General features: G+C 67.1%; 15 protein-coding genes. 10 read left to right on the top strand and 5 right to left on the bottom strand.

What is annotated here, in order from left to right; translation table 11 throughout:
• Window positions 1-8: 8 nt before the first annotated feature.
• Genes ACFTR6_RS08030 through ACFTR6_RS08040 form a run of 3 tightly spaced genes read left to right on the top strand, consistent with a single transcriptional unit; the run spans window position 9 to window position 3,030 of the window.
• Complete coding sequence (locus ACFTR6_RS08030; protein WP_076800492.1) at window positions 9-995, top strand: NAD(P)-dependent oxidoreductase; 987 nt, start codon at window positions 9-11, stop codon at window positions 993-995.
• Window positions 992-1,897, top strand: a complete 906-nt coding sequence (locus tag ACFTR6_RS08035; protein ID WP_377957508.1) for a 5-dehydro-4-deoxyglucarate dehydratase — start codon at window positions 992-994, stop codon at window positions 1,895-1,897. The genes ACFTR6_RS08030 and ACFTR6_RS08035 overlap by 4 nt, the downstream gene beginning before the upstream one ends.
• Window positions 1,897-3,030, top strand: a complete 1,134-nt coding sequence (locus ACFTR6_RS08040) for a mandelate racemase/muconate lactonizing enzyme family protein (RefSeq protein WP_377957509.1) — start codon at window positions 1,897-1,899, stop codon at window positions 3,028-3,030. Before ACFTR6_RS08035 ends, ACFTR6_RS08040 begins: the two co-directional genes overlap by 1 nt.
• Window positions 3,031-3,094: 64 nt before the next feature.
• On the opposite strand, the gene ACFTR6_RS08045 is transcribed toward ACFTR6_RS08040, so the two are convergent.
• Both ACFTR6_RS08045 and ACFTR6_RS08050 read right to left on the bottom strand, forming a co-directional pair.
• Window positions 3,095-4,198, bottom strand: a complete 1,104-nt coding sequence (locus ACFTR6_RS08045; protein WP_377957665.1) for a M24 family metallopeptidase — start codon at window positions 4,196-4,198, stop codon at window positions 3,095-3,097.
• Window positions 4,199-4,257: 59 nt separating this feature from the next.
• Window positions 4,258-6,309, bottom strand: a complete 2,052-nt coding sequence (locus tag ACFTR6_RS08050; protein WP_377957510.1) for a DUF6807 family protein — start codon at window positions 6,307-6,309, stop codon at window positions 4,258-4,260.
• A 397-nt stretch (window positions 6,310-6,706) separates the two neighbouring features.
• Here ACFTR6_RS08050 and ACFTR6_RS08055 point away from each other — a divergent pair, with 397 nt between their 5' ends.
• The 3 genes from ACFTR6_RS08055 to ACFTR6_RS08065 all read left to right on the top strand — a co-directional run bounded on the left by ACFTR6_RS08055 (window position 6,707) and on the right by ACFTR6_RS08065 (window position 10,082).
• Window positions 6,707-7,651: a carbohydrate ABC transporter permease gene (locus tag ACFTR6_RS08055; RefSeq protein ID WP_377957511.1), complete on the top strand. Its 945-nt coding sequence runs from the start codon at window positions 6,707-6,709 to the stop codon at window positions 7,649-7,651.
• Window positions 7,641-8,588 carry a carbohydrate ABC transporter permease gene (locus tag ACFTR6_RS08060; protein WP_377957512.1) on the top strand — a complete coding sequence of 316 codons (948 nt, stop codon included), beginning with the start codon at window positions 7,641-7,643 and terminating at the stop codon, window positions 8,586-8,588. The genes ACFTR6_RS08055 and ACFTR6_RS08060 overlap by 11 nt, the downstream gene beginning before the upstream one ends.
• A 135-nt stretch (window positions 8,589-8,723) precedes the next feature.
• Window positions 8,724-10,082 (top strand): ABC transporter substrate-binding protein, encoded by a 1,359-nt coding sequence (locus tag ACFTR6_RS08065; protein WP_377957513.1) that lies wholly within the window; start codon window positions 8,724-8,726, stop codon window positions 10,080-10,082.
• A 71-nt stretch (window positions 10,083-10,153) separates the two neighbouring features.
• On the opposite strand, the gene ACFTR6_RS08070 is transcribed toward ACFTR6_RS08065, so the two are convergent.
• From ACFTR6_RS08070 to ACFTR6_RS08080, 3 genes are all read right to left on the bottom strand, one after another.
• Window positions 10,154-12,187: a beta-galactosidase gene (locus ACFTR6_RS08070; RefSeq protein WP_377957514.1), complete on the bottom strand. Its 2,034-nt coding sequence runs from the start codon at window positions 12,185-12,187 to the stop codon at window positions 10,154-10,156.
• Between the two features lie 42 nt (window positions 12,188-12,229).
• Entirely contained in the window at window positions 12,230-14,299 is a 2,070-nt protein-coding gene (locus ACFTR6_RS08075) for a DUF6807 family protein (protein WP_377957515.1), read from the bottom strand.
• A 252-nt stretch (window positions 14,300-14,551) separates the two neighbouring features.
• Window positions 14,552-15,574, bottom strand: a complete 1,023-nt coding sequence (locus ACFTR6_RS08080; RefSeq protein WP_377957516.1) for a LacI family DNA-binding transcriptional regulator — start codon at window positions 15,572-15,574, stop codon at window positions 14,552-14,554.
• A 170-nt stretch (window positions 15,575-15,744) separates the two neighbouring features.
• Here ACFTR6_RS08080 and ACFTR6_RS08085 point away from each other — a divergent pair, with 170 nt between their 5' ends.
• Genes ACFTR6_RS08085 through ACFTR6_RS08100 form a run of 4 tightly spaced genes read left to right on the top strand, consistent with a single transcriptional unit; the run spans window position 15,745 to window position 20,829 of the window.
• A complete protein-coding gene (locus ACFTR6_RS08085) occupies window positions 15,745-16,101 on the top strand; it encodes an L-rhamnose mutarotase (protein ID WP_377957517.1) in 357 nt (118 codons plus the stop codon).
• Between the two features lie 44 nt (window positions 16,102-16,145).
• The gene (gene rhaI, locus ACFTR6_RS08090) at window positions 16,146-17,324 is read left to right on the top strand and encodes an L-rhamnose isomerase (protein ID WP_377957518.1); all 1,179 of its coding nucleotides are present in this window, start codon (window positions 16,146-16,148) and stop codon (window positions 17,322-17,324) included.
• Window positions 17,325-17,329: 5 nt separating this feature from the next.
• Complete coding sequence (locus tag ACFTR6_RS08095) at window positions 17,330-19,366, top strand: bifunctional aldolase/short-chain dehydrogenase (protein ID WP_377957519.1); 2,037 nt, start codon at window positions 17,330-17,332, stop codon at window positions 19,364-19,366.
• Window positions 19,363-20,829: a rhamnulokinase family protein gene (locus ACFTR6_RS08100; protein ID WP_377957520.1), complete on the top strand. Its 1,467-nt coding sequence runs from the start codon at window positions 19,363-19,365 to the stop codon at window positions 20,827-20,829. The genes ACFTR6_RS08095 and ACFTR6_RS08100 overlap by 4 nt, the downstream gene beginning before the upstream one ends.
• The last annotated feature ends 19 nt before the right edge of the window (window positions 20,830-20,848 follow it).

Here is a 20,848-nt window from a genome sequence, read left to right on the forward strand (position 1 = left end):
GAACACCCATGAGCAGAATCCTTGTCACCGGCGGCGCCGGACGCCTGGGCCGCAGCGTGGTCGCCGGCCTTGCCGGGGCGGGCCACAACGTCATCTCGGCGGACCGGGACGCCGTTCCGGCCGGCACGTTCCCGGCAGGCGTCGAACAGGAAACCGCGGACCTGCTGGCCCCCGGTGAGGCGTTCCGCCTCCTGGAACGCACAGCGCCCGACGCCGTCGTCCACCTCGCTGCTATTGCCGTGCCTTTCAGTGCACCCGAGGAGGTCATCCTCAGCACGAACACCCGTCTCGCGTTCACGGTGGTCAGCGCGGCCACAGAACTCGGGATCGGCAAGATTGTCACGGCCAGCAGCCCCACTGTGCTGGGCTACGGCTCCCCGGCCGGCTGGTTGCCGGAGTCCTTTCCGGTGGACGAGGACACGACGCCCCGGCCCTGGAACGCCTACGCCTTGTCCAAGCTGATCGCCGAGCAGACGGTGCAGATGTTCGCCGCCGCCCAAGGCAGCCGGATCCGCTACGCTGCCTTCCGGCCGTGCTACGTCATCTCGCCGGAAGAATGGGACGGTGCCCCCACGCAGCAGGGGCACACGGTCCGCGAAAGGCTCGCCGACCCGGCGCTGTCCGCACCGGCCCTCTTCAACTACGTGGACGCCCGTGACGTGGCCGACTTCCTGGACGTGCTCCTGCGGAACATGGACACCATCCCCAACGGCGAGACGTTCTTCGTGGGCGCGGCCGACGCGCTGGCCACCGAACCGCTGGCCACGCTGCTGCCCCGGTTCTTGACGGGCAGCGCCGAGCTTGCCGCCGGACTTACGGGCACCAGCCCCGCCTTTTCCATCGCCAAAGCCAGGCGGCTGCTCGGCTGGGAACCGAAACGCACGTGGCGCAGCGAGCTGGGGGTTGCCGGTGAAATCAGTGAAGAGGAAACCTTGGTCGGCGCCGCCGCAGCATCAGCCAGCACAGGATCACCCACACCACAGGAGACCAAATGAAACTCGACGGCGTACTCTTCTTTCCCGTCACCCCTTTCGGCGCCGACGGCGCAGTGGACGTAGAAGTCCTGAGGCAGCACATCGCCTCGCGCCTGGAGCACCGTCCGGGAGGAGTGTTCCCGGCGTGCGGAACCGGTGAGTTCCATGCCCTGAGCATCGACGAGGTGCGCACCGTGGTGGCCGCCGCCGTCGAAACCGTCAACGGGCAGGTGCCAGTCATCGCCGGCGCCGGGGGACCCCTGGGCCATGCCCTTGCCGCGGCCCGTGCGGCCGAGGAGTCGGGTGCCGACGCCCTGCTGGTCCTGCCGCCGTACCTGGTCACCGGACCCACCGACGGAGTGGTGGCCTACATCGAGGCGGTGGCCGGGGCGAGCAGCCTTCCGGTGATCGTGTACCACCGCGGCACGGCCAAATTCACGGCCAAGGCCATCGCCCGGCTCGCCGGCAACCCCAAGGTGATCGGCTTCAAGGACGGCATCGGCGACGTCGGATTGGCCCAGGAGATCGTCTCCGCCGTCAAAGCCAGAGGACGCGAGGACTTCCTGCTCTTCAACGGGCTCTTGACCGCCGAACTGACCCAGGGCGCCTACCGCGGACTCGGCATCCCGCTGTACTCCTCGGCCGCCTTCGCCATGGCACCGGAAATCGCCATGGCCTACTACGACGCCTACGCCAGCGGCGACGAGGACCGCCGGCAGGCCCTGCTCGACGGCTTCTATGCGCCCCTGGTCCGCCTGCGGGACCAGACGCCGGGCTTCGGTGTCTCCCTTATCAAGGCCGGGCTGCGGCTCAACGGCCTGGCGGTCGGGCCGGTGCGGCCCCCGCTGGTGGACCCCACCGAAGAGCAGCTCGTGGAGCTCAAGGCGATCCTGGCCAAGGGCCACGAACTGGCCGGCCGCTGATGCCGGTCAGGATCACGGGGCTGCACACGCGCCTGATCACGGTGCCGCTGCGGCGCAGCTGGGGAGCGGAGGCGCCCGAGAACCACATCATTGCCACCAGCCTTTTTACCGATGACGGCGGCGCGGGGCACGGTTTTTCCTGGACCCCCACCATCGGGCCGCAGGCGGTCAAGGCCCTCCTTGACCACGACATCGCCTCGTTCATCACCGGTCTGGACGCGAAGCCGGAAGTGGTCTGGGACCAGCTCTGGAAGCGCCTGCATGAGGCAGGCGGGGGCGGGCTGACCACCATCGCGATGGCCGGCGTCGACCTCGCCCTATGGGACCTGGCGGCCCGCAACGCGGGGTCGTCAGTGGCCGGGCTGCTGGGCCAGCGGCACGAATCAGTGGAGGTCTACGGCTCCGGCGTGAACCTGCACTACACCCTGGACGAACTCGTGGCGCAGACCGAACGGTGGGTGGCGGCCGGCCACCAGGCCGTAAAGATCAAGGTGGGCAAGCAGGACCTCGCCGAGGACGCCGAACGGGTGGCGGCGGTCCGGTCAGTGCTCGGTCCCGATCGCCGGCTGATGATCGACGCGAACCAGCGCTGGGACCTGCCCGCTGCCCTCCGCGCCCTGGACGTGCTGGGCCAGTTCGGCCTGGACTGGCTGGAGGAACCGCTGCGCGCCGACGACCTTTCGGCCTACCGCCGCCTGCGGAAGCAGTCGCCGGTGCCCATCGCCCTGGGTGAGAACGTCCACACCATCTACCGTTTCCGCGACTTCATCGAGGCCGAAGCGGTGGACATCATCCAGCCCAACGTCGTCCGCGTGGGCGGCATTACGCCGTTCCGGCGCATCGTCGAGCTGGCCCGCGCCAACAGCACCCGGGTGGCGCCGCACCTGCTGCCGGAGCTGTCCGGCCAGCTGGCCCTGACCCTCGCCGAGGCTGTCAGCGTGGAGGACGTGGAGGACGCGTCCTTCGAACAGCTGGGCATCCTGGCCGACCCGTCACCGGTCCGGATCCGCGACAGCCGCCTCTATAGCGAGGACCGGCCGGGCCTTGGGTTCAGCTTCACCGCCGGACTCGCACCCGAACCGCGGGACCGCGCCTTCGACCTGCCGGCGGACCCTGCGTTCCGGCTCTCGTAACTCTCCATCCACCTAACAAGAAGAGGGCGTTCCCGGATCCGGGAACGCCCTCTGCTGTTTACGGCTACAGCTGCAGCGTCAGCGGCCGGGGGAGTCCGTTGACGTCCGCCGACGGCCACCGCGGATCCAGTGTCAGCACGTTTTTGCCAGCCAGGGTCAGCTGGACCGTGTCCTCGATCTTGACGCCAGGGCCGGAAGGATTCCAGGTGAAGGTCTGGTTGGGCACCACGGGGTCGTCGGTTGCGGGAGTGGCACGGGGATCACGTCCCGCGTACCCGGCCGGCCCGCCCTGGTGGTGCCGCGTCCACTGGTCGGCCCCGAAGCCGTGCCGGGTGTAGGCTGCCTGGATCTCGGCGAAGATGCCGCTGAGCCGGGCGCCCGGGACCGTGGCCGCGAAAACATCCGCTTCAACTGCCGCGATGCGGGCCTCGGCGTCCCGCTCGTCCGGAGTGCCGGCGTCGAACCGCACCCACCTGGTCAGGTTTGCCACCAGGCCGTGCCGCCGGGCGCAGACCACGGCCATCGCCCGCCGCCCCAGGGGCGCATGCTTGGCGAGCGGGTGCCGGAACGCGCTGCGTGAACTGCCGCTGCACAGCAGGACCAGCGGCTCGGCACCGGCCGCGACGATCCGGGCCGCCAGGGCGGAAGCGATCTCGAACTCCGTGGTGTCCGGCGTTGCCCCGGACAGGACCTCGGTCATGGCGCCGGCGGCATCGGCGCACAGCCGCGCATACCGCGCACTCTCACCGGGCAGCATGGACTGCCGCGCCGCCCGCAGCTCAGCTGCCACGGACTTCTCCGCCAGCGGTACGCCGGCTCCGGCCAGTGCACCGGCAGCGTGGGCCAACTGTCCGTGCCACGGAACCATGTGAAGTCCGACGCCGGGCGGCAGCTCTTCGGCGGCGAGGCGTTCCGCCTCGTTGCTGAAGGTGATGAGGTGGTCGCCGGTGCGGTCCACGAGAAGGGCGGCTATCGGGTCTCCGGCCAGGCTGATGTGCACGCGGCTGCCGTCGAGGTACCAGGTAAGGGCGGTGTGGCTGGTCAGGAGCACGGAATCGTGGCCCTTGGCGTCCAGTATGTCGAGGACGCGTTGCCGTTTGGCGGCCCGGTCGTCCGGGTTTCCGGGCAGGCTGATATCCGCGGGGGCTGACGGTGCCGCGGGCAGCATAGCTCTGGCCGGCGCGGTTCCAGACAGGGCGGTTTCATTCAGGGCGGTTGCAGGAACGTTCATGCGGTTTCCCCCAAAGAGTCAGTGAGCCGTGAGACGTCTGTGGTGCTCAGGATGCCGTCGGCGATCAGGACCGTGACGGTGCGCCGGACCGGTTTGTCCCGGCTTGCGAGGACAGGCCTGTCCCAGGCGAGCGACAGCCCGACGCCCGGGTAGCCGGCCAGCCGCACGAACCATGGATCCGGTGCCTGCGGAGCGGCGAGGAACACGAGGGTGGCTGCCCCTTCTGTTTCGGACATTCCGGCTGGCCCGAACACGCCGCTGCATGCCAGCCACGGCGCCACGCTTCCGTGCACGGCCTCCTCGCCTGCGGCCGCAGCCGTCCAAATGCGCGCGCCGGTAACAGGCGGCAGGCGCCAGAAGAAGCCACCATAGCCGCCGTTTTCCCGGCCGTTGGAGCCCGGGCTGCCAAGCGGCACGGGCTCCGGTCCTGCGGGTGCAAGTTCAGAGTCGAGGCGCAGCCGCCACACGGACGGGCCGACGGCGTCATACCGCCAGCGCCGCTGTTCGGTCAGCAGCGGCGTACCGTCGGGTCCGAACCAGCGCAGTGACTGAACCAGGGCCCCGGGGGACTCGGTTGTATCCGTTATTTCGATGCGGCCGTGGTCGTCACGCCACACGTACCCGCCGGCCTCGCGCGTATAAGTCCGACCGCCCCAGAAGTTCACGCCGGCAACGTCCTGGATTGCCACGCCGGCGCCAAGATGCCATACATGATCGGTGGGCTGGTGGTCGGTCACCACGGTGCCGGCAAGAGTCCGGACAGGATGCAGGTAAGGCCGCGGGGATGAGCTGGGGCGGATGCGGCTGCCGTCCTGATGGCTTGCTACTTCGCGTCCACCGACGTTGCAAGTGGCTGCCGTCTCCAGCAGTTTGGCCCATGGTGCGCCGAGTTCCGAGAACGTTGCCTGGGCGAGGAGGGCCCGGTTTGTCAGTTCAGCGATTCCCTCCACGACCGCATGGGCATCATCACCGCTGCCTTCCCACGTGATGTACTTGTTGTCGATCTGCCGGGGTGAGGGTGCCGTGCGGATTGCTTCGAGCACAGCCATAAAGGCTCCCGAGCCGGACAGCGGGCTGAGCAGCTCTCCGCCCGAGGCGCGCACTTCCAGCAGATTCTCCAGCAGGTCCACGCGCTCGAATACTTCCCGGCGCTCGCCGTGGGCAGTGCGCACCACCAGTTCATCCTCGGTGTAGAAGAGCTCTGCCTTGCCTGCCGTGCCGAAGACAGTTACGGACGGACGTGTCTGCCGGGCAGCGCAAAGGGTCAGCGCGCACGTGAGAACCTGTCCCGCGGAAGTGCGCACCCTGACTACTGACGTGTCGTCGCTTTCAGTTGGGTGGGCACGGTAGAGATCGGTGTCCACACCGGCCACATCATCAAGGGTTCGGGCAGCGGCGACGCTGAGACCCGTCACAACGGCGTGTGCCAACGCGTTGGTGGCGACGCCGTCAACAACATCGGTTCCATTGATTGCCCGCTTGCCGGCCCACCGTGAGCGCTTGAAGTAGCCCCGCGTCCTGAGCCAGGTTCCCTTGGCGCCGAGTCCCAGCACGTCACCGATTTCGCCGTTCGCGATGAGCCGCCGGATGGCGGGCAGCGCATCAGATCCCAGGCTTTGGAAGCCAACCTGGACGAGGCGCCCTGCTGACTCGGCGGCCTGCAGCAGTTCCCGGAACTGCTGCAGGGACGCCGCCGGAGGCTTCTCAACATACACGTCCGCGCCTGCAGATATGGCAGCCACGGCGAGGGGAACATGCGTCTGGATGGGGGTAGCCAGGATGACCACATCCGGGGCGGTTCCGGCCCGAAGGAGGTGATCGAGAGTCTCGAAAACGGCCACGGATTCCTTCAGGACTCCCTTACCGGGAGGGCGGGGGTCCGCTACAGCCACGAAGTCGAGCATTCCGGCGGCCTGCAGGCGAGCCAGGTTGGCCAGGTGCCGGGCGCCGAAACCGTGCACGCCGACGAGGGCGATCCGGGGCACTGGGTTCTGTGGCCTTGGGCGTACATCAGTAGGGGAGGGAGCGTAAGCGGAAGATTGTGACATGCGGTTGATCCTTGCCGGTAAGTAACTGCTGGACAGGGAGGAAACGGAAGCACTAGCATCGTATCCGAGAAAACGTTTTCTGGCTCGTGTTTGCGGGCTGGCTTGCGATCATTTTGGTGCGGGACCTGCTCCGTTCGCCCAGCAGAGGAAAGCGTTTTCCAAAAGTTCCGAAATAATCTGTACATCATCTTGGAAAGCGTTTACCGTTGTACCGACCGCTCCGCAAAAGTGACGAAGGGCACAAAGTCCTCCACTTGACCGAAGCTTAAAACCGCGGCAAAGAGCGGCCCTGGGACTTCCCGGGACGGACCGCCCCCGCGGGAATGGCCACGATGACCAAAGGAGACCGCATGGCCGCTCAAAACATACCCAAGCCGCAGCGAGCGAGGTGTGCCCCGTGAGTGCCATCACCGAACTCACGTCCCTCTCACGCCGAAAGGGGCCGAAGACTGCCGAAGAGAAGAAGGCAAACGGCCGCGACAACAAGGCCGCCTATATCTTCCTGCTGCCCTGGCTGGTGGGACTGGTGGCCATCACGGTCGGTCCCATGCTTATGTCGCTGTATCTCTCTTTCACCGACTACAACCTGATTCAGGCCCCGGAGTGGGTAGGCCTGGAGAACTTTCAGCGGATGTTCACCGATGCGAGGCTGCACAATTCGCTCGGTGTGACGTTTACGTACGTGCTCGTCGGTGTTCCGCTGCAGCTGGCGGTTGCCCTGCTGATCGCCCTGGTGCTCGACAAAGGCCTGCGCGGCCTGCCGTTCTACCGCTCGATCTTCTACTTGCCGTCGCTGCTGGGCGGCTCGGTGGCCATCGCGATCCTGTGGAAGCAGATCTTCGGTACCACGGGCCTGGTGAACCAAGTGCTTGCCCTTGCCGGCGTCGAGGGGCCGGGGTGGATCTCGGACCCGAGCACGGCGCTGGGGTCGATCATCCTGCTCCACGTCTGGACGTTCGGTGCTCCGATGATCATCTTCCTGGCCGGCCTGCGCCAGATACCCAACATGTACTACGAAGCCGCCGAGGTGGACGGGGCCACCAAGCTCCAGCGGTTCTGGCGCATCACGCTTCCGCTCCTGAGCCCCATCATCTTCTTCAACCTTGTGCTGCAGATCATCGGATCCTTCCAGTCGTTCACCCAGGCGTTCATCGTCTCCGGCGGCAACGGCGGCCCTTCGGATTCGACCATGTTCTTCACGCTTTACCTCTACCAAAAGGGCTTCGGCCAGTTCGATATGGGATACGCCTCCGCCATGGCCTGGTTCCTGCTGGTCATCATCGGTGCCTTCACCGCCATCAACTTCATCGCTGCAAAGTATTGGGTTTTCTATGACGACTAAGCTGGAGACGCTGCCCGCCCCGAGCAAGAAAGCTCCGGCCGGCAAGCCAACGAACCCCCGACGGCCACGCAAAAACCGTGAATCGCCCGGCACCCTGGCCTTTAGCCGCCAGGCGCGGTCCAAGGCACTGATCAAGCACGCGATCCTGATCGTCACCGGCGGAGTCATGATCTATCCGCTGCTGTGGATGGTTGTTTCCTCGCTGCGTTCCAATGAGCTCATCTTCCGCGAGCCCGGCCTGTGGCTCAACAGCCTCGAAATGGGCAACTACACCGACGGGTGGTCGGCGCTGACCCACCCGTTCGGCCACTACATGATCAATTCCGCGGTGGTTGTGCTCGGATCCATCCTGGGCAACCTGATCTCCTGCTCCATGGCTGCTTACGCATTCGCGAGGCTCCAGTTCACAGGGCAGAAGATCTTCTTCGGCATCATGCTGCTCACCATCATGCTGCCGTTCCACGTGGTGATTGTCCCGCAGTACATCCTGTTCTCGCAGATCGGCTGGGTGAACACCTTCTGGCCGCTCATCGTGCCGAAACTCCTGGCAACAGACGCGTTCTTCGTGTTCCTCATGGTCCAGTTCATCCGCGGCATTCCCAGGGAACTGGATGAGGCCGCAAGGATCGACGGCGCCGGCCATCCGCGGATCTTCCTGCGCGTGATTCTGCCGCTGATGGTCCCCGCGCTGGCCACCACCACCATCTTTACCTTCATCTGGACCTGGAACGACTTCTTCGGAGCCCTCATCTACCTGACGGACCCCGACATGTTCACCGTTCCCGTCGCGCTGCGGGCGTTCGTGGATTCACAGTCCGCCACCAGTTGGGGCTCGCTCTTCGCCATGTCCATCGTTTCCCTTCTGCCCGTGTTCCTGGTTTTCCTTTTCGGGCAAAGGTTCCTCATCAGGGGAATCGCCACGACCGGCATCAAGTAGGCGCGAGCGGTCTTATCCAGTGCCAGGCTCCGGTATCAGTCGGCGGCATCTCTTGTAATACAAGTTGGTTACTTATAACATTAGTTGGAAAGCGTTTTCCTCACCTTTCAGGATCAAAGAAGATCGGAGTGAACTGTGAAACTGTTCCCCAAGTCGGCCCCCGGTGCCGGGGCCGACCGGCCCAAGGCATCCTCCAAGACCCCCCGAAGCCTTCGAAAGGCGGGAGCGGTTGCTGCGGCAGCCGCCGTCGTCCTTGCACTCAGCGCGTGCGGCGGGGGATCCCCCGCCCAGAGCGCCGATGGAAAGGTTGAACTCCGTTTCTCCTGGTGGGGCAGCGACAAGCGGGCACAGGTGACCCAGGAAGCCATCAAGGCCTTCGAAGCCGAGAACCCGAACATCAAGATCAAGCCGGAGTATGGCGACTGGAGCGGTTACTGGGACAAGCTGGCCACGCAGGTGGCTGCCAATGACGCCCCCGACATCATCCAGATGGACGAGAAGTACATCACCGAGTACTCCAGCCGCGGAGCGCTGCTTGACTTCTCGAAGTACGGCATCGACACGTCCAAGCTCGACGAGGCCACCCTCAAAGCGGGCCAGAGCGACGACGGCCTGACGGGCATCCCGGCTGGCATCAATGCAGCCACCATCCTTGCGAACCCAGCCGTGTTCAAGGCTGCAGGTGTGGCATTGCCCGACGACGCGACCTGGACGTGGGAAGACTTCGAACGGATCTCCGCCGAGGTGACGGCGAAGTCCCCGAAGGGAACCTACGGGGCGGCCGCCTACGGGACCGATGAGGCATCCCTCGGGGTGTGGCTACGGCAGAACGGAAAGTCCCTCTACACCGAAGACGGCAAGCTCGGCTTCGAACCGGCAGACATTGCCGCCTGGTGGGCCTTCCTTAAACAGATGAGTGAGGGCAAGGCAGTTCCTTCGGCGTCGGAGGTTGTTGAGGCTGAAGCAGCGCCCCTGGACCAGAGCGGGCTCGCAACGGGCAAGAACGGGCTCGCCTTCTGGTGGTCCAACCAGCTTCCCGCCCTGGAAAAGGCCGCCGGCTCAGAACTGAAGATTTTGAGGTTCCCCACCAAGACCGGCTCCGCTGCGGATGCCCAGCTCTGGTACAAGGCCTCGCAGTTCTGGTCGGCATCCTCCAGGACCAAGCACCCCGAGGAAGTGGCCAAGTTCATCAACTTCCTCGCGAACGACGCCAAGGCAGGCGAAGCGCTCCTGGCCGACCGCGGTGTCTACCCGAACACCGATGTCCGCGCGGCGATCTCCTCCAAGCTGACCCCCGCGGACGTCAAGGTCGTGAAGTTCATCGACCAGATCAAGACCGAACTCGGTGAGGCTCCTGCCCCGCCGCCGAAGGGTGCAGGTGCCATCCAGGAGATCATCAAGCGCTACACCTCGGAAGTGCTGTTCAACAGGCTCTCGGCAGATGAAGCGGGCAAGAAGGCGGTGGACGAGATGACGTCGGCCATCAGCAGCTAGCTCCACTCAAAGAAACCCCGGGCAGTCTCTCAAGGGAGGCGGTCCGGGGTTTCTGCGTGGCCGCGGCACCTTCAGTCCTCGGCGATCACCGCCACCCCTCCGCCGGGCACGAAGCCGGCGAAACGTCCGCTGCCCAACAGGTCCTCGCCGTCGGCCTTCACCGCCGCATCCGCCCGGCCGTGGTTGATGGCGAAAAGGAAGCGGCGCCCGTCGGAGGAGACGCGCCGGGTGAGCTCGACGCCGGCAGCGGCCTCCGCGACGGCTGCCACTCCCGCTTCGGCCAGGAGCTTGTCCAGGAGGTTTTCGATGCCGTCCCGGTCGGGGAGAGTTGCCAGATACCAGGCCGCGCCGCTGCCGGTGGTCCTTCTGGTGAGTGCCGGAACGCCGGCGAGCGGGTAGCCGGTGAAGGTGGCCAGGGTTTCTGCGCCCTCGGCGTGCACGTGTTCGCTCCAGATCCTGCCCGTGGTGCCGTCGCTCAGGGCAACCTGGTAATCCTCGAGCAGCGGGTGGAACTCCTCCGTCCGGATTCCCAGCAGTTCGCGGAAGGCGCCCGGGTAGCCGCCCAGCCGGACGTGGTCGCGTTCGTCGACGATGCCGCTGAAGTAGCTGACCAGCACCGTGGCACCGGCTTCGGCGGCGCCCGCGATGTTGGCCGCGGCGGTGTCAGTGACGCAGTACAGCGTGCAGACCAGCACCAGGCCGTAGCCGGTGAGGTCCGCTGTGGGATGCACGAAGTCCACGCCGACGCCGCGCAGGAACAGCGAACGGTGGAATTCGCGCATCAGGTCGAGGTACTTCACGTCCACGCTCGGGTGCGAGTCCAGTTCGCCGGCCCACCACGCCTCGTAGTCGAAGACAATGGCCACCCGGGATTCCACGGTGGAGCCCTTGACTGCCCCGAGTTTGCCAAGGGCTTCACCCAGGGCCACCACTTCCCGCCACACCCGGGTGTCCCGGCCGCCGTGCGGCACCATGGCCGAGTGGAATTTCTCGGCGCCGGCAACGCTCTGCCGCCACTGGAAGAACATGACGGCGTCGGCGCCGCGGGCCACGTGCGCCAGCGAATTGCGCAGCATCTCGCCGGGCATCTTCGGCTGGTTGCGCGGCTGCCAGTTCACGGCCGACGCCGAATGCTCCATCAGGATCCATGGCCGGTTGCCCGCAATGCCCCGCGTCAGGTCCGCGCTGAACGCCAGTTCGATTTCCCGCTCCGGATCAGCGGCCACCAGGTAGTGGTCGTTGGCCACCACGTCCAGGGCCCTGGCCCAGTCGAAGTAGTCCAGGGACTTGGTGGCGCTGGACACCATGAGGTTGGTGGTGGCCGGAACGTCCGGGGTCACTTCCCGGATCACGGCCAGCAGGCAGCGGTAGTAGTCCAGCAGCGCCCAGGAGCTGAACCGCTGGAAGTCCAGCCGCTGCGTCGGGTTGAGGATGGCGGGGGCGGCCCGGGGCGGAATGATCTCCTGGAATGACTCATAGTGCTGGGACCAGAAAGCCGTGCCCCACGCCTCGTTCAGCGCCTCGATGCTGCCATAGCGCTGCTCCAGCCAGCGCCGGAACGCCGCGGCGTCCTCGTCGCCGTAAAACTCTGACACGTGGCAGCCCAGCTCGTTGTCCACGTGCCACAGCGCCAGGGCCGGGTGGTCCTTGTACCGTTCGGCCAGCTTCCGGGTGATGCCCGTGGCGTACCGGCGGTAAGCAGCGGACGACGGCGAGTAGTGCCGCCGGGATCCACGTTCCAGGACGGTGCCCTCGGCGGTTACCGGCAGGACCCCCGGATGCCTCCGCACCAGCCAGGCCGGGGGAGCGGCCGTCGCCGTGGCGAGGGCAACCTTGATGCCGGCGCCGGCCAGGCTGTCCAGCACCTCGTCCAGCCAGCCGAAGTCGTACTCCCCTTCGCGGGGCTCCAGGAGCGCCCAGGAAAAGATGGCCACGCTGAGGAGGGTTACGCCGGCCTCCTTCATGAGGCCGATGTCCTCCCGCCGCACGTCAGCCGGCCACTGCTCGGGATTGTAGTCACCGCCGAATGCCAGGCCGGGGCCGCTGTTCCATCGGGGAGCGCTGTTCCATCCGGGAGCGCGGGAAGAGGCTTGGTGCTCGGGCATGCCGCTCCTTACTCGGGACGTGATCAGTCCTCGGGATGGTGGTCAGCCTAGTTCGTGACGCCCGGACACCACCAGGGATTCGACGGCGGACGGTGACAGTTCGCCGTCGCACACCCAGACGCTGAGGCTCCGCCGGAGCGATTCGCCGGCGGCCAGCGTCACCGGCCTGTCCCAGGCCAGGGCAGACCCGACCCCCGGATACCCGGAGGAACGGACAAACCACGGATCGTCCGACTCGGCGGGCGCACCGAACACCAGCGTCGCGCCCTGCCCGGAGCGGATGCCGGGAACCTCGCCGAAGGAGGCCGTCCATGCCAGCCACGGCGCCACGGAACCGTGGACGGCCGGTTCCCCATCGGCGTCGGACGTGAAAACGCGGGCACCGCTGCAGGCCGGGAGGCGCCAGAAGAAGCCGCCGTAGCCGCTGCCTGCGGCACCGTTGGAGCCGGGACTGCCCAGTGAAACATCGACGTCGGCGGTCAGTTCACTGCGCAGGTCCAGGCGCCATGCGCGCTCGCCCAGGATCTCGCGGCCGAGGATCCGCTGTTCTGTCAGCAGCGGCTGGTCTTCGGCGCTGAGCCAGCGGAGCTGCCATATGGCGGGTTCGCCCGGCAGCGCGTCCCCGGCGTTGGCAGGCAGCAGCTCGATCCTGCCGTGGTCCTGCCGGGACACGTACGCTCCGGCGTCGCGCAGGTAGGTCTTTCCGCCCCAGAAGTTGGTGCCGTTGACGTCCTGGAGGGCGAAGCCCGCGCCCAAGTGCCAGGGGTGGTCCGCGGGCAGATGGTCCGTCACCACGGTTCCGCCGAGGGTGGTGACGGGGTGCAGGTAGGGGCGCGGGGACAGCCCCGCATTGAGGCCTGCCCCGGTGCGCTGGACGGCGAGAGTCCTGCCGCCGGCGTCGAACAGGACTCCGGTCCCAAGCGGATCGGCGGGGCGCGCCCACGGCAGGCCCAGCTCACTGAAGGTGGCGTGGGCCCGGATGGCCCGCTGCAGGGCGTCCTCAATGCCGGGAATCACCGCACGGGCGGCGTCTCCCTCGCCCTCCCAGAGCACGTGGGCGGGGCCGATTGGCGCCGGCGGCTCGGCCGTGCGGACCGCTTCGAGCACCAGCATGAACGCACCAGAGTCGTTGAGGGCGCTGGTGAGTTCCGTGCCTCCGGCCAGGTGCTCCAGCAGGTTTTCGGTCAGGTCATCGCGGCCGAATTCCATCGACTGCTCGCCGGCCGCGTTGCTGATCTGCAGCCGGTCCTCGGTGTAATGGAAAACAGCCGTCCCCTCCGAGCCCTGCAGCGTGATGTATGGCTCCACCGATTCCGAGGCGCACAGCGTCAGGGCGCAGGTGATCGGCAGCCCGGCGGCGGTGCGGATCCGGATGACCGACGTGTCGTCGGATTCAATGTCGTTCGCCCGGTAGAGGTCCGTCTGCACGGAGGCCACGTCCTCCACCGTCCGGGCGCCTGCGATCCGCAGGGCGGTGGCAATGGCATGCGCCAGGGGATTGGTGGCCACGCCGTCCACCACATCAATTCCGTCGAGCGTGCGCTTGCCTGCCCAGCGCGAGCGCCTGTAGTACGCGCGGTCCCGTACCCAGCGCCCGGTTGCGCCGATTCCCTCCAGGGTGCCGATGGTGCCGTCCCTGAGGAGTTTTTCGATGGCGGGCAGCGCTTGCGACCCCAGGCTTTGGAAACCGACCTGCACGCTCCGCCCGGATGCCTCGGCAGCCTCCTGCAGCTGCCGGAAGTGGGCCAGGGAGGCCACCGGCGGTTTCTCCAGGTAGAGGTCGGCGCCGGATGCCAGGGCAGCGAGGGCGAGAGGCGCGTGCGTCTGGATGGGCGTGGCCACGATGACAACGTCGGGGCTGTGATTGCCCGCAAGGAGGGACTGCAGGTCGGGGTGGACCGCGGTGGTGGACGGCAGCGCACCCGGGGACGGGGGATTGGGGTCCGCCACGGCCACCAGCTCCACCGTTCCGGCCTGCCGCAGCCGTTCGAGGTTCTTCAGATGGATGGCCCCGAAGCCGTGGACGCCGACCAGGGCAACCCGTGCCGGACTGGTGCGCCCGCGTGACGCGGCGTGCTCATCCTGCGCGCCTGGGTTTGCAGCGTCCGTCATGGGAGGCGTCTCCATCGTGCTCCTGTCCGGCGCTGCCCTGCCGCGCGACGCCATCGTCATTCCTGTCCGGGGGAGCGTGCCTTGCCGGAGGACCAGCAAGCGCTTTCCGGGACTTTCTGTGTAAGTGTACTCGTCGCGACCGATTTATGTAACGTTTCAAAAGGTCCTCCCGCCCGCCGGGGTGAGCGCGTCCGGTTCCCGTGCCCGGTTTCGTCCGGGGCCGGTGCCCGCCACTCGCATCGCCCGTACAGGTCAGCGGGCTGGAGCGCCGGCAGTGCTCTGCCGGACTACCAGTTCTGGCGTGAAAACGACGGTGCGGTGCCGCGGATGCTGGGCGTCCAGTTCCTCCGTCAGGAGTTCAATGGCGGTTCTGCCGATATCGTCCGTGGGCTGGCGGATGGAGGAGAGCGGTACGACCGCGGACACCGCGAAGTCGATGTCGTCGTAGCCGATCAGGGCCACGTCCTCCGGGATGCGCACGCCGTTCATCATGGTCAGCGACTGCATCACCCCGAGCGCCAGCAGGTCGTTGGCGCAGAAGATCCCGTCCGGCAGATTCCCGGTGCCCCGCTCCACGAGATTGTTGCCCACGCCGCGTCCGGCGAGTACGGACTGGCCGTCGGAGTCGAGCACCTCCAGGATTGCCCCGTCCACTTCGGCCACGGCCCGGCGGGCCCCCGCGAGGCGGTCGGCCACCTGGCGGATGGACAGCGGCCCGCCCACGAAGGCCAGAGTCCGGCGTCCCAGATCAAGGAGGTGCCGGGCGGCAAGGTACCCGCCGGCGTCGTCATCCACCGAGACGGAACTGAACCGGTCCTCGTCGGCCAGCCGGTCTACCAGGACCGTCGGGACCCCGCGCTGCCGCAGGGCGTCCAGCCGGTCCGCCACGTCCCCTACCGGTGAGATGAGAAGACCCTGGACCCGCTGCTCCTGGAAGAGGTCGATGTAGTGCGATTCCCGTTTCGCGTCGTGGCCGCTGTCACCCAGCAGCACGGCGCTGCCGTTTACTGCCGCCGCATCCTCGGCGGCGCGGACCACTGAGGTGAAGAACGGGTTGCCGACGTCCAGGACCACGACGCCGATGGTGCGGCTGTGCCCGGCGCGCAGCTGGCGGGCGGCGTCGTTGCGGACGAACCCCAGTTCATCGATGGCCTTCAGAACCCTGTCCCTGGTGCGCGCGGACACGCGGTCGGGATTGTTGAGGACGTTGGAGACCGTGCCCACCGCAACCTGTGCGTGGTTGGCGACGTCCTTGATGCTGGCTGCCCGCGACATTCTGCTGTTCCTCCGAAGACCGATTGCCCATCCAGGTGAAAACGCTTGACACCCTTCTTTCCTCCAGCGTACTTTGAATCGTGTCAATGAAACGATTCAAGAGCTCAGCGACCTGAATGAATTCTGTTCTGGCTGCTTCCCCACCACCGAGACGTCCACAGGAGTGCCACATGAAGGTTTGCTTCCGATCCTCCGTCCAGCCGGAGCTGCTGGCGGAGTACCGCTGGCGGCACGCGGCCGTCTGGCCGGAGATGCTCGCCGCACTCAAGGGCGCGGGCTGGAACAACTACTCGCTGTTCCTGGACGAGGACGGGCTGCTGGTCGGCTACCTCGAATGCGACGACTTTGACGCGGTGCGTGCCCGGATGGCACTCACGGACGTCAACGCCCGCTGGCAGGCGGAAATGGCCACACTCTTCCGGAACAGCGATGTTCCGCCTGACGAGGGCTTCCGGGTCCTCGACGAGGTGTTCAACCTCGACGAACAGCTGGCTGCGGCCACCGGCAGCAGCGCCGCCCAGCACTAAATCTTCCAAGCACAGGGCTTCCCAACACTGACGAAAGAAAGATCATGAACAACACAGCATCGGCGCTGGACCGGCTTTCGGAGCTGGCGATTGAGGTCCCTTCGTGGGCTTACGGCAACTCGGGCACCAGGTTCAAGGTGTTCGGCACTCCCGGTACCCCCCGCACTGTCCAGGAGAAGCTGGCCGACGCCGCGAAAGTCCACGAGCTCACGGGTCTGGCGCCCACGGTAGCGCTGCACATCCCGTGGGACAAGGTGGACGACTATGCCGCACTGAAGGAGTACGCGGCCGGCCTCGGCGTGGGGCTGGGCACGATCAACTCGAATACGTTCCAGGATGACGAGTACAAGTTCGGTTCGCTGACGTCCTCGGATGAGGCCGTGCGCCGCCGGGCGATCGACCACCACTTCGAGTGCATCGACATCATGCACGCCACCGGGTCCCGGGACCTGAAGATCTGGCTCGCGGACGGCACGAACTACCCGGGCCAGGATGACCTGCGCGGCCGGCAGGACCGGTTGGCGGAGTCGCTGCAGGAGATCTACGCCCGCCTCGGCGAGGACCAGCGCCTGGTGCTGGAGTACAAGTTCTTCGAGCCGGCTTTCTACCACACGGACGTCCCGGACTGGGGCACCTCGTACGCGCAGACCCTGGCCCTGGGAGAGAAGGCGTTTGTCTGCCTGGACACCGGCCACCACGCCCCGGGCACCAACATCGAGTTCATCGTGATGCAGCTGCTGCGGCTGGGCAAGCTGGGCTCGTTCGACTTCAACTCGCGCTTCTACGCCGACGACGACCTGATCGTGGGTGCCGCGGATCCGTTCCAGCTGTTCCGCATCATGCACGAGGTGATCCGCGGGGGCGGGTTCGGCAAGGACGCTGCAGGGAATTCCGCTGTGGCGTTGATGCTGGACCAGTGCCACAACCTGGAGGAGAAGATCCCGGGCCAGATCCGCTCGGTCCTGAACGTGCAGGAGATGACGGCCCGGGCCCTGCTCATCGACACGGTTGCTTTGGCCGAGGCGCAGCGGGCCGGCGATGTGCTGGCCGCGAATGCGGCGTTCAACGACGCCTTCTACACCGACGTCCGGCCGGTCCTGGCCGAGTGGCGCGAAGCCCGCGGCCTGCCCGCTGACCCGATCGCTGCCTACAAGGCCTGCGGCTACCAGAAACAGATCAACGAGGACCGCGCAGGCGGCCAGCAATCCGGATGGGGCGCATAAAAGTTATGACGAACAAGACCATTGAAGACCTGATCGCCCGTTCCAACCGGCTGGGCGCGGACAAGCGGAACACCAATTTCGCCGGCGGCAACACCTCGGCGAAGGGTTTGGAGAAGGACCCGGTCACGGGCGAGGACGTCGAGCTTCTCTGCGTGAAGGGCTCCGGCGGGGACCTCGGCACCCTGAAGGCCCACAACCTCGCCGTGCTCCGCCTGGACCGGCTGCAGGCGCTGAAGAACGTCTACCCCGGCGTCGAGCGCGAAGACGAGATGGTGGCGGCGTTTGATTACTGCCTGCACGGCAAGGGCGGCGCCGCGCCATCGATCGACACTGCCATGCACGGGCTCGTGGACGCAGCGCACGTGGACCACCTGCACCCGGACTCGGGCATCGCCATCGCCACCGCTGCCGACGGTGAAACGCTCACCACCAAGATCTTCGGCGACAAGGTGGTGTGGGTGCCGTGGCGCCGGCCAGGGTTCCAGCTGGGCCTGGACATCGCCGCGATCAAGGACGCCAACCCGCAGGCCGTCGGCACCATCCTCGGCGGGCACGGCATCACCGCCTGGGGTGAGACCAGCGAGGAAGCAGAAGCCAACTCGCTCTGGATCATCCACCAGGCCGAACAGTACATCCGCGAGAACGGCAAGGCCGAACCCTTCGGCCCGAAGCTGCCCGGCTACGCCCCGCTGGCTGAAACCGAACGGCGGGCGAAAGCCGCAGCGCTGGCCCCGGTGATCCGGGGTCTGGCCTCGGCGGACAAGCCGCAGGTGGGCCACTTCAGCGACGACCCCGCGGTGCTGGAATTCCTTGAGGCCGCAGAGCACCCGCGCCTGGGCGCTTTGGGGACCTCGTGCCCGGACCATTTCCTGCGCACCAAGGTCAAGCCCCTCATCCTGGACCTGCCCGCCGGCGCCTCGATCGAGGATTCCATGGCCCGGCTGAAGGAACTGCACGCCGAATACCGGAAGGACTACCAGGCGTACTACGACCGCCACAAGGTATCCGACTCACCCGCCCTGCGCGGCGCAGACCCGGCGATCGTGCTGGTCCCGGGGGTGGGCATGTTCTCCTACGGCAAGGACAAGCAGACCGCCCGCGTGGCAGGGGAGTTCTACCTGAACGCGATCAACGTGATGCGCGGCGCCGAAGCGATCTCCACCTACGCCCCGATCGATGAGGCCGAGAAGTTCCGCATCGAATACTGGGCCCTGGAGGAGGCCAAGCTCGCCCGGATGCCCAAGCCCAAATCCCACGCCACCCGCATCGCCCTGGTCACCGGCGCGGCGTCGGGCATCGGCAAGGCCATCGCCACCCGCCTCGCCACCGACGGTGCCTGCGTGGTCATCGCCGACCTGAACCTCGAAAACGCACAGAAGGTCGCCGAAGAACTCGGCGGCCCGGATGTCGCCGTCGGCGTCCAGGCCGACGTCACCAACGAAGCCCAGGTCGCCGCAGCCATCGACGAAGCCGTGCTGGCCTTCGGCGGCCTCGACCTGATCGTGAACAACGCCGGCCTGTCCATCTCCAAGCCGCTGCTGGAAACCACCGGGAAGGACTGGGACCTGCAGCACAACGTGATGGCCAAGGGCTCCTTCCTGGTGGCCAAGGCCGCCGCCAAGGTCATGATCGACCAAGGCCTGGGCGGGGACATCGTCTACATCTCCTCCAAGAACTCCGTGTTCGCCGGCCCGAACAACATCGCCTACTCCGCCACCAAGGCCGACCAGGCGCACCAGGTCCGCCTGCTCGCCGCGGAACTGGGGGAGTACGGCGTCCGCGTCAACGGCATCAACCCCGACGGCGTGGTCCGCGGCTCCGGGATCTTCGCCGGCGGATGGGGCGCCAAGCGCGCCGCCGTCTACGGCGTGGACGAGGAAAAACTGGGCGAGTACTACGCCCAGCGCACCCTGCTCAAGCGCGAGGTCCTGCCCGAGCACGTCGCCAACGCCGCGGCCGTGCTCACCAGCAACGAACTCTCCCACACCACCGGCCTGCACATCCCCGTGGACGCCGGCGTCGCGGCAGCATTCCTCCGGTGAGCACCGCACATCTGACCGATGTCGACGGCGGCCTGTTCGCCGGCAGTGTGTTCGCCGCTGTCGATATTGGCGCCTCCTCCGGCCGGGTCATCCTCGGACGGATCAGCGCCGGCACGGCGGAGATGGAAACCGTCCACCGGTTCCCCAACGGTGTAGTGCAATCCGACGGCGGCCTCCGCTGGGATTTTGACGCCCTCTTCACCGAGGTGCTCACCGGCCTCGCTGCCGCCGCCAAGGCGGCGGCTGGCCACGGGCAAACGGTCACCAGCATCGGCATCGACACCTGGGCGGTGGACTACGGCCTGGTCAACAAAGCCGGCGAACTCATTGCCCAGCCCTACAGCTACCGGGACGAACGCAGCCGTGCCGCCGTCGCCCGGGTCCACGAAAAACTGGACCCGGCCCGGCTCTACGCCACCACCGGCCTGCAGTTCCTGCAGTTCAACACCCTCTACCAGCTCGCCACAGAACCGGACCTGGACGGGCTGCAGGCCCTGCTGATCCCGGACCTGATCGGGTACCTGCTCACGGGTGTCCGGCGGACCGAGGCCACCAACGCCTCCACCACGGGCCTGCTCGATGCCCCCACCGGGACGTGGGCCACCGGATTCTTCACGGCACTCGGCTTTCCGGAGGACCTCTTTCCGCCGCTGATCCGGCCCGGCGAAACCCTGGGCGCCCTGCTGCCCGGCATCGCCGAACGGACCGGACTGCCCGCGGCAACGGAGGTGGTGGCCGTCGGCTCGCACGACACCGCCTCCGCCGTTGCGGCCGTTCCCGCGGAGCAGGAAAACTTTGCCTACATCTCCTCCGGCACCTGGTCCCTCGTGGGGCTCGAACTGCAGCAGCCGGTGCTCACCGAAGCCAGCCGCGCCGCCAACTTCACCAACGAACGCGGCGTCGACGGCACGGTCAGGTACCTTCGCAACGTCGGGGGACTCTGGCTGCTCAGTGAATGCCAGCGCGCCTGGGCCGCAGACGGCTACCGGCCAGAAATCGGGGACCTGCTCGACGCCGCCGCGGCGCTGCCGCCCGGCGGACCCCGGATCAACCCCGATGACCCCGCCTTCATCGCCCCGGACAACATGCCGGACCGGATCCGCGCCGCTGTCCGCGCCAGCGGTGCCGTCCTTCCCGGTGAACCGGCCGCGATCGTGCGTTGCATCCTGGACAGCCTCGCGGCGGGCTACGCGCGCACCATCGCCGACGCCGAACGCCTCGCCGGCCAGCCCGTGGACGTGGTGCACATCGTTGGCGGCGGCTCACAAAACAAGTTGCTGTGCCGGCTCACCGCCCGGGCCACCGGAAAACCTGTCATCGCCGGCCCGATCGAAGCCACGGCTCTCGGCAACATCCTCGTCCAGGCCCGCGCAGCAGGCGCGCTCGCCGGCGGACTCGATGCGCTCCGGGAGGTGGTCCGGGCGTCACACAGGCTCGACAGGTTCGAGGCGGCGCTGGTCTGATTAGGACGCACGCAGGAAG

The sequence above is a fragment of the Arthrobacter sp. NPDC057009 genome, assembly GCF_042673905.1.
Classification (GTDB): domain Bacteria; phylum Actinomycetota; class Actinomycetes; order Actinomycetales; family Micrococcaceae; genus Arthrobacter.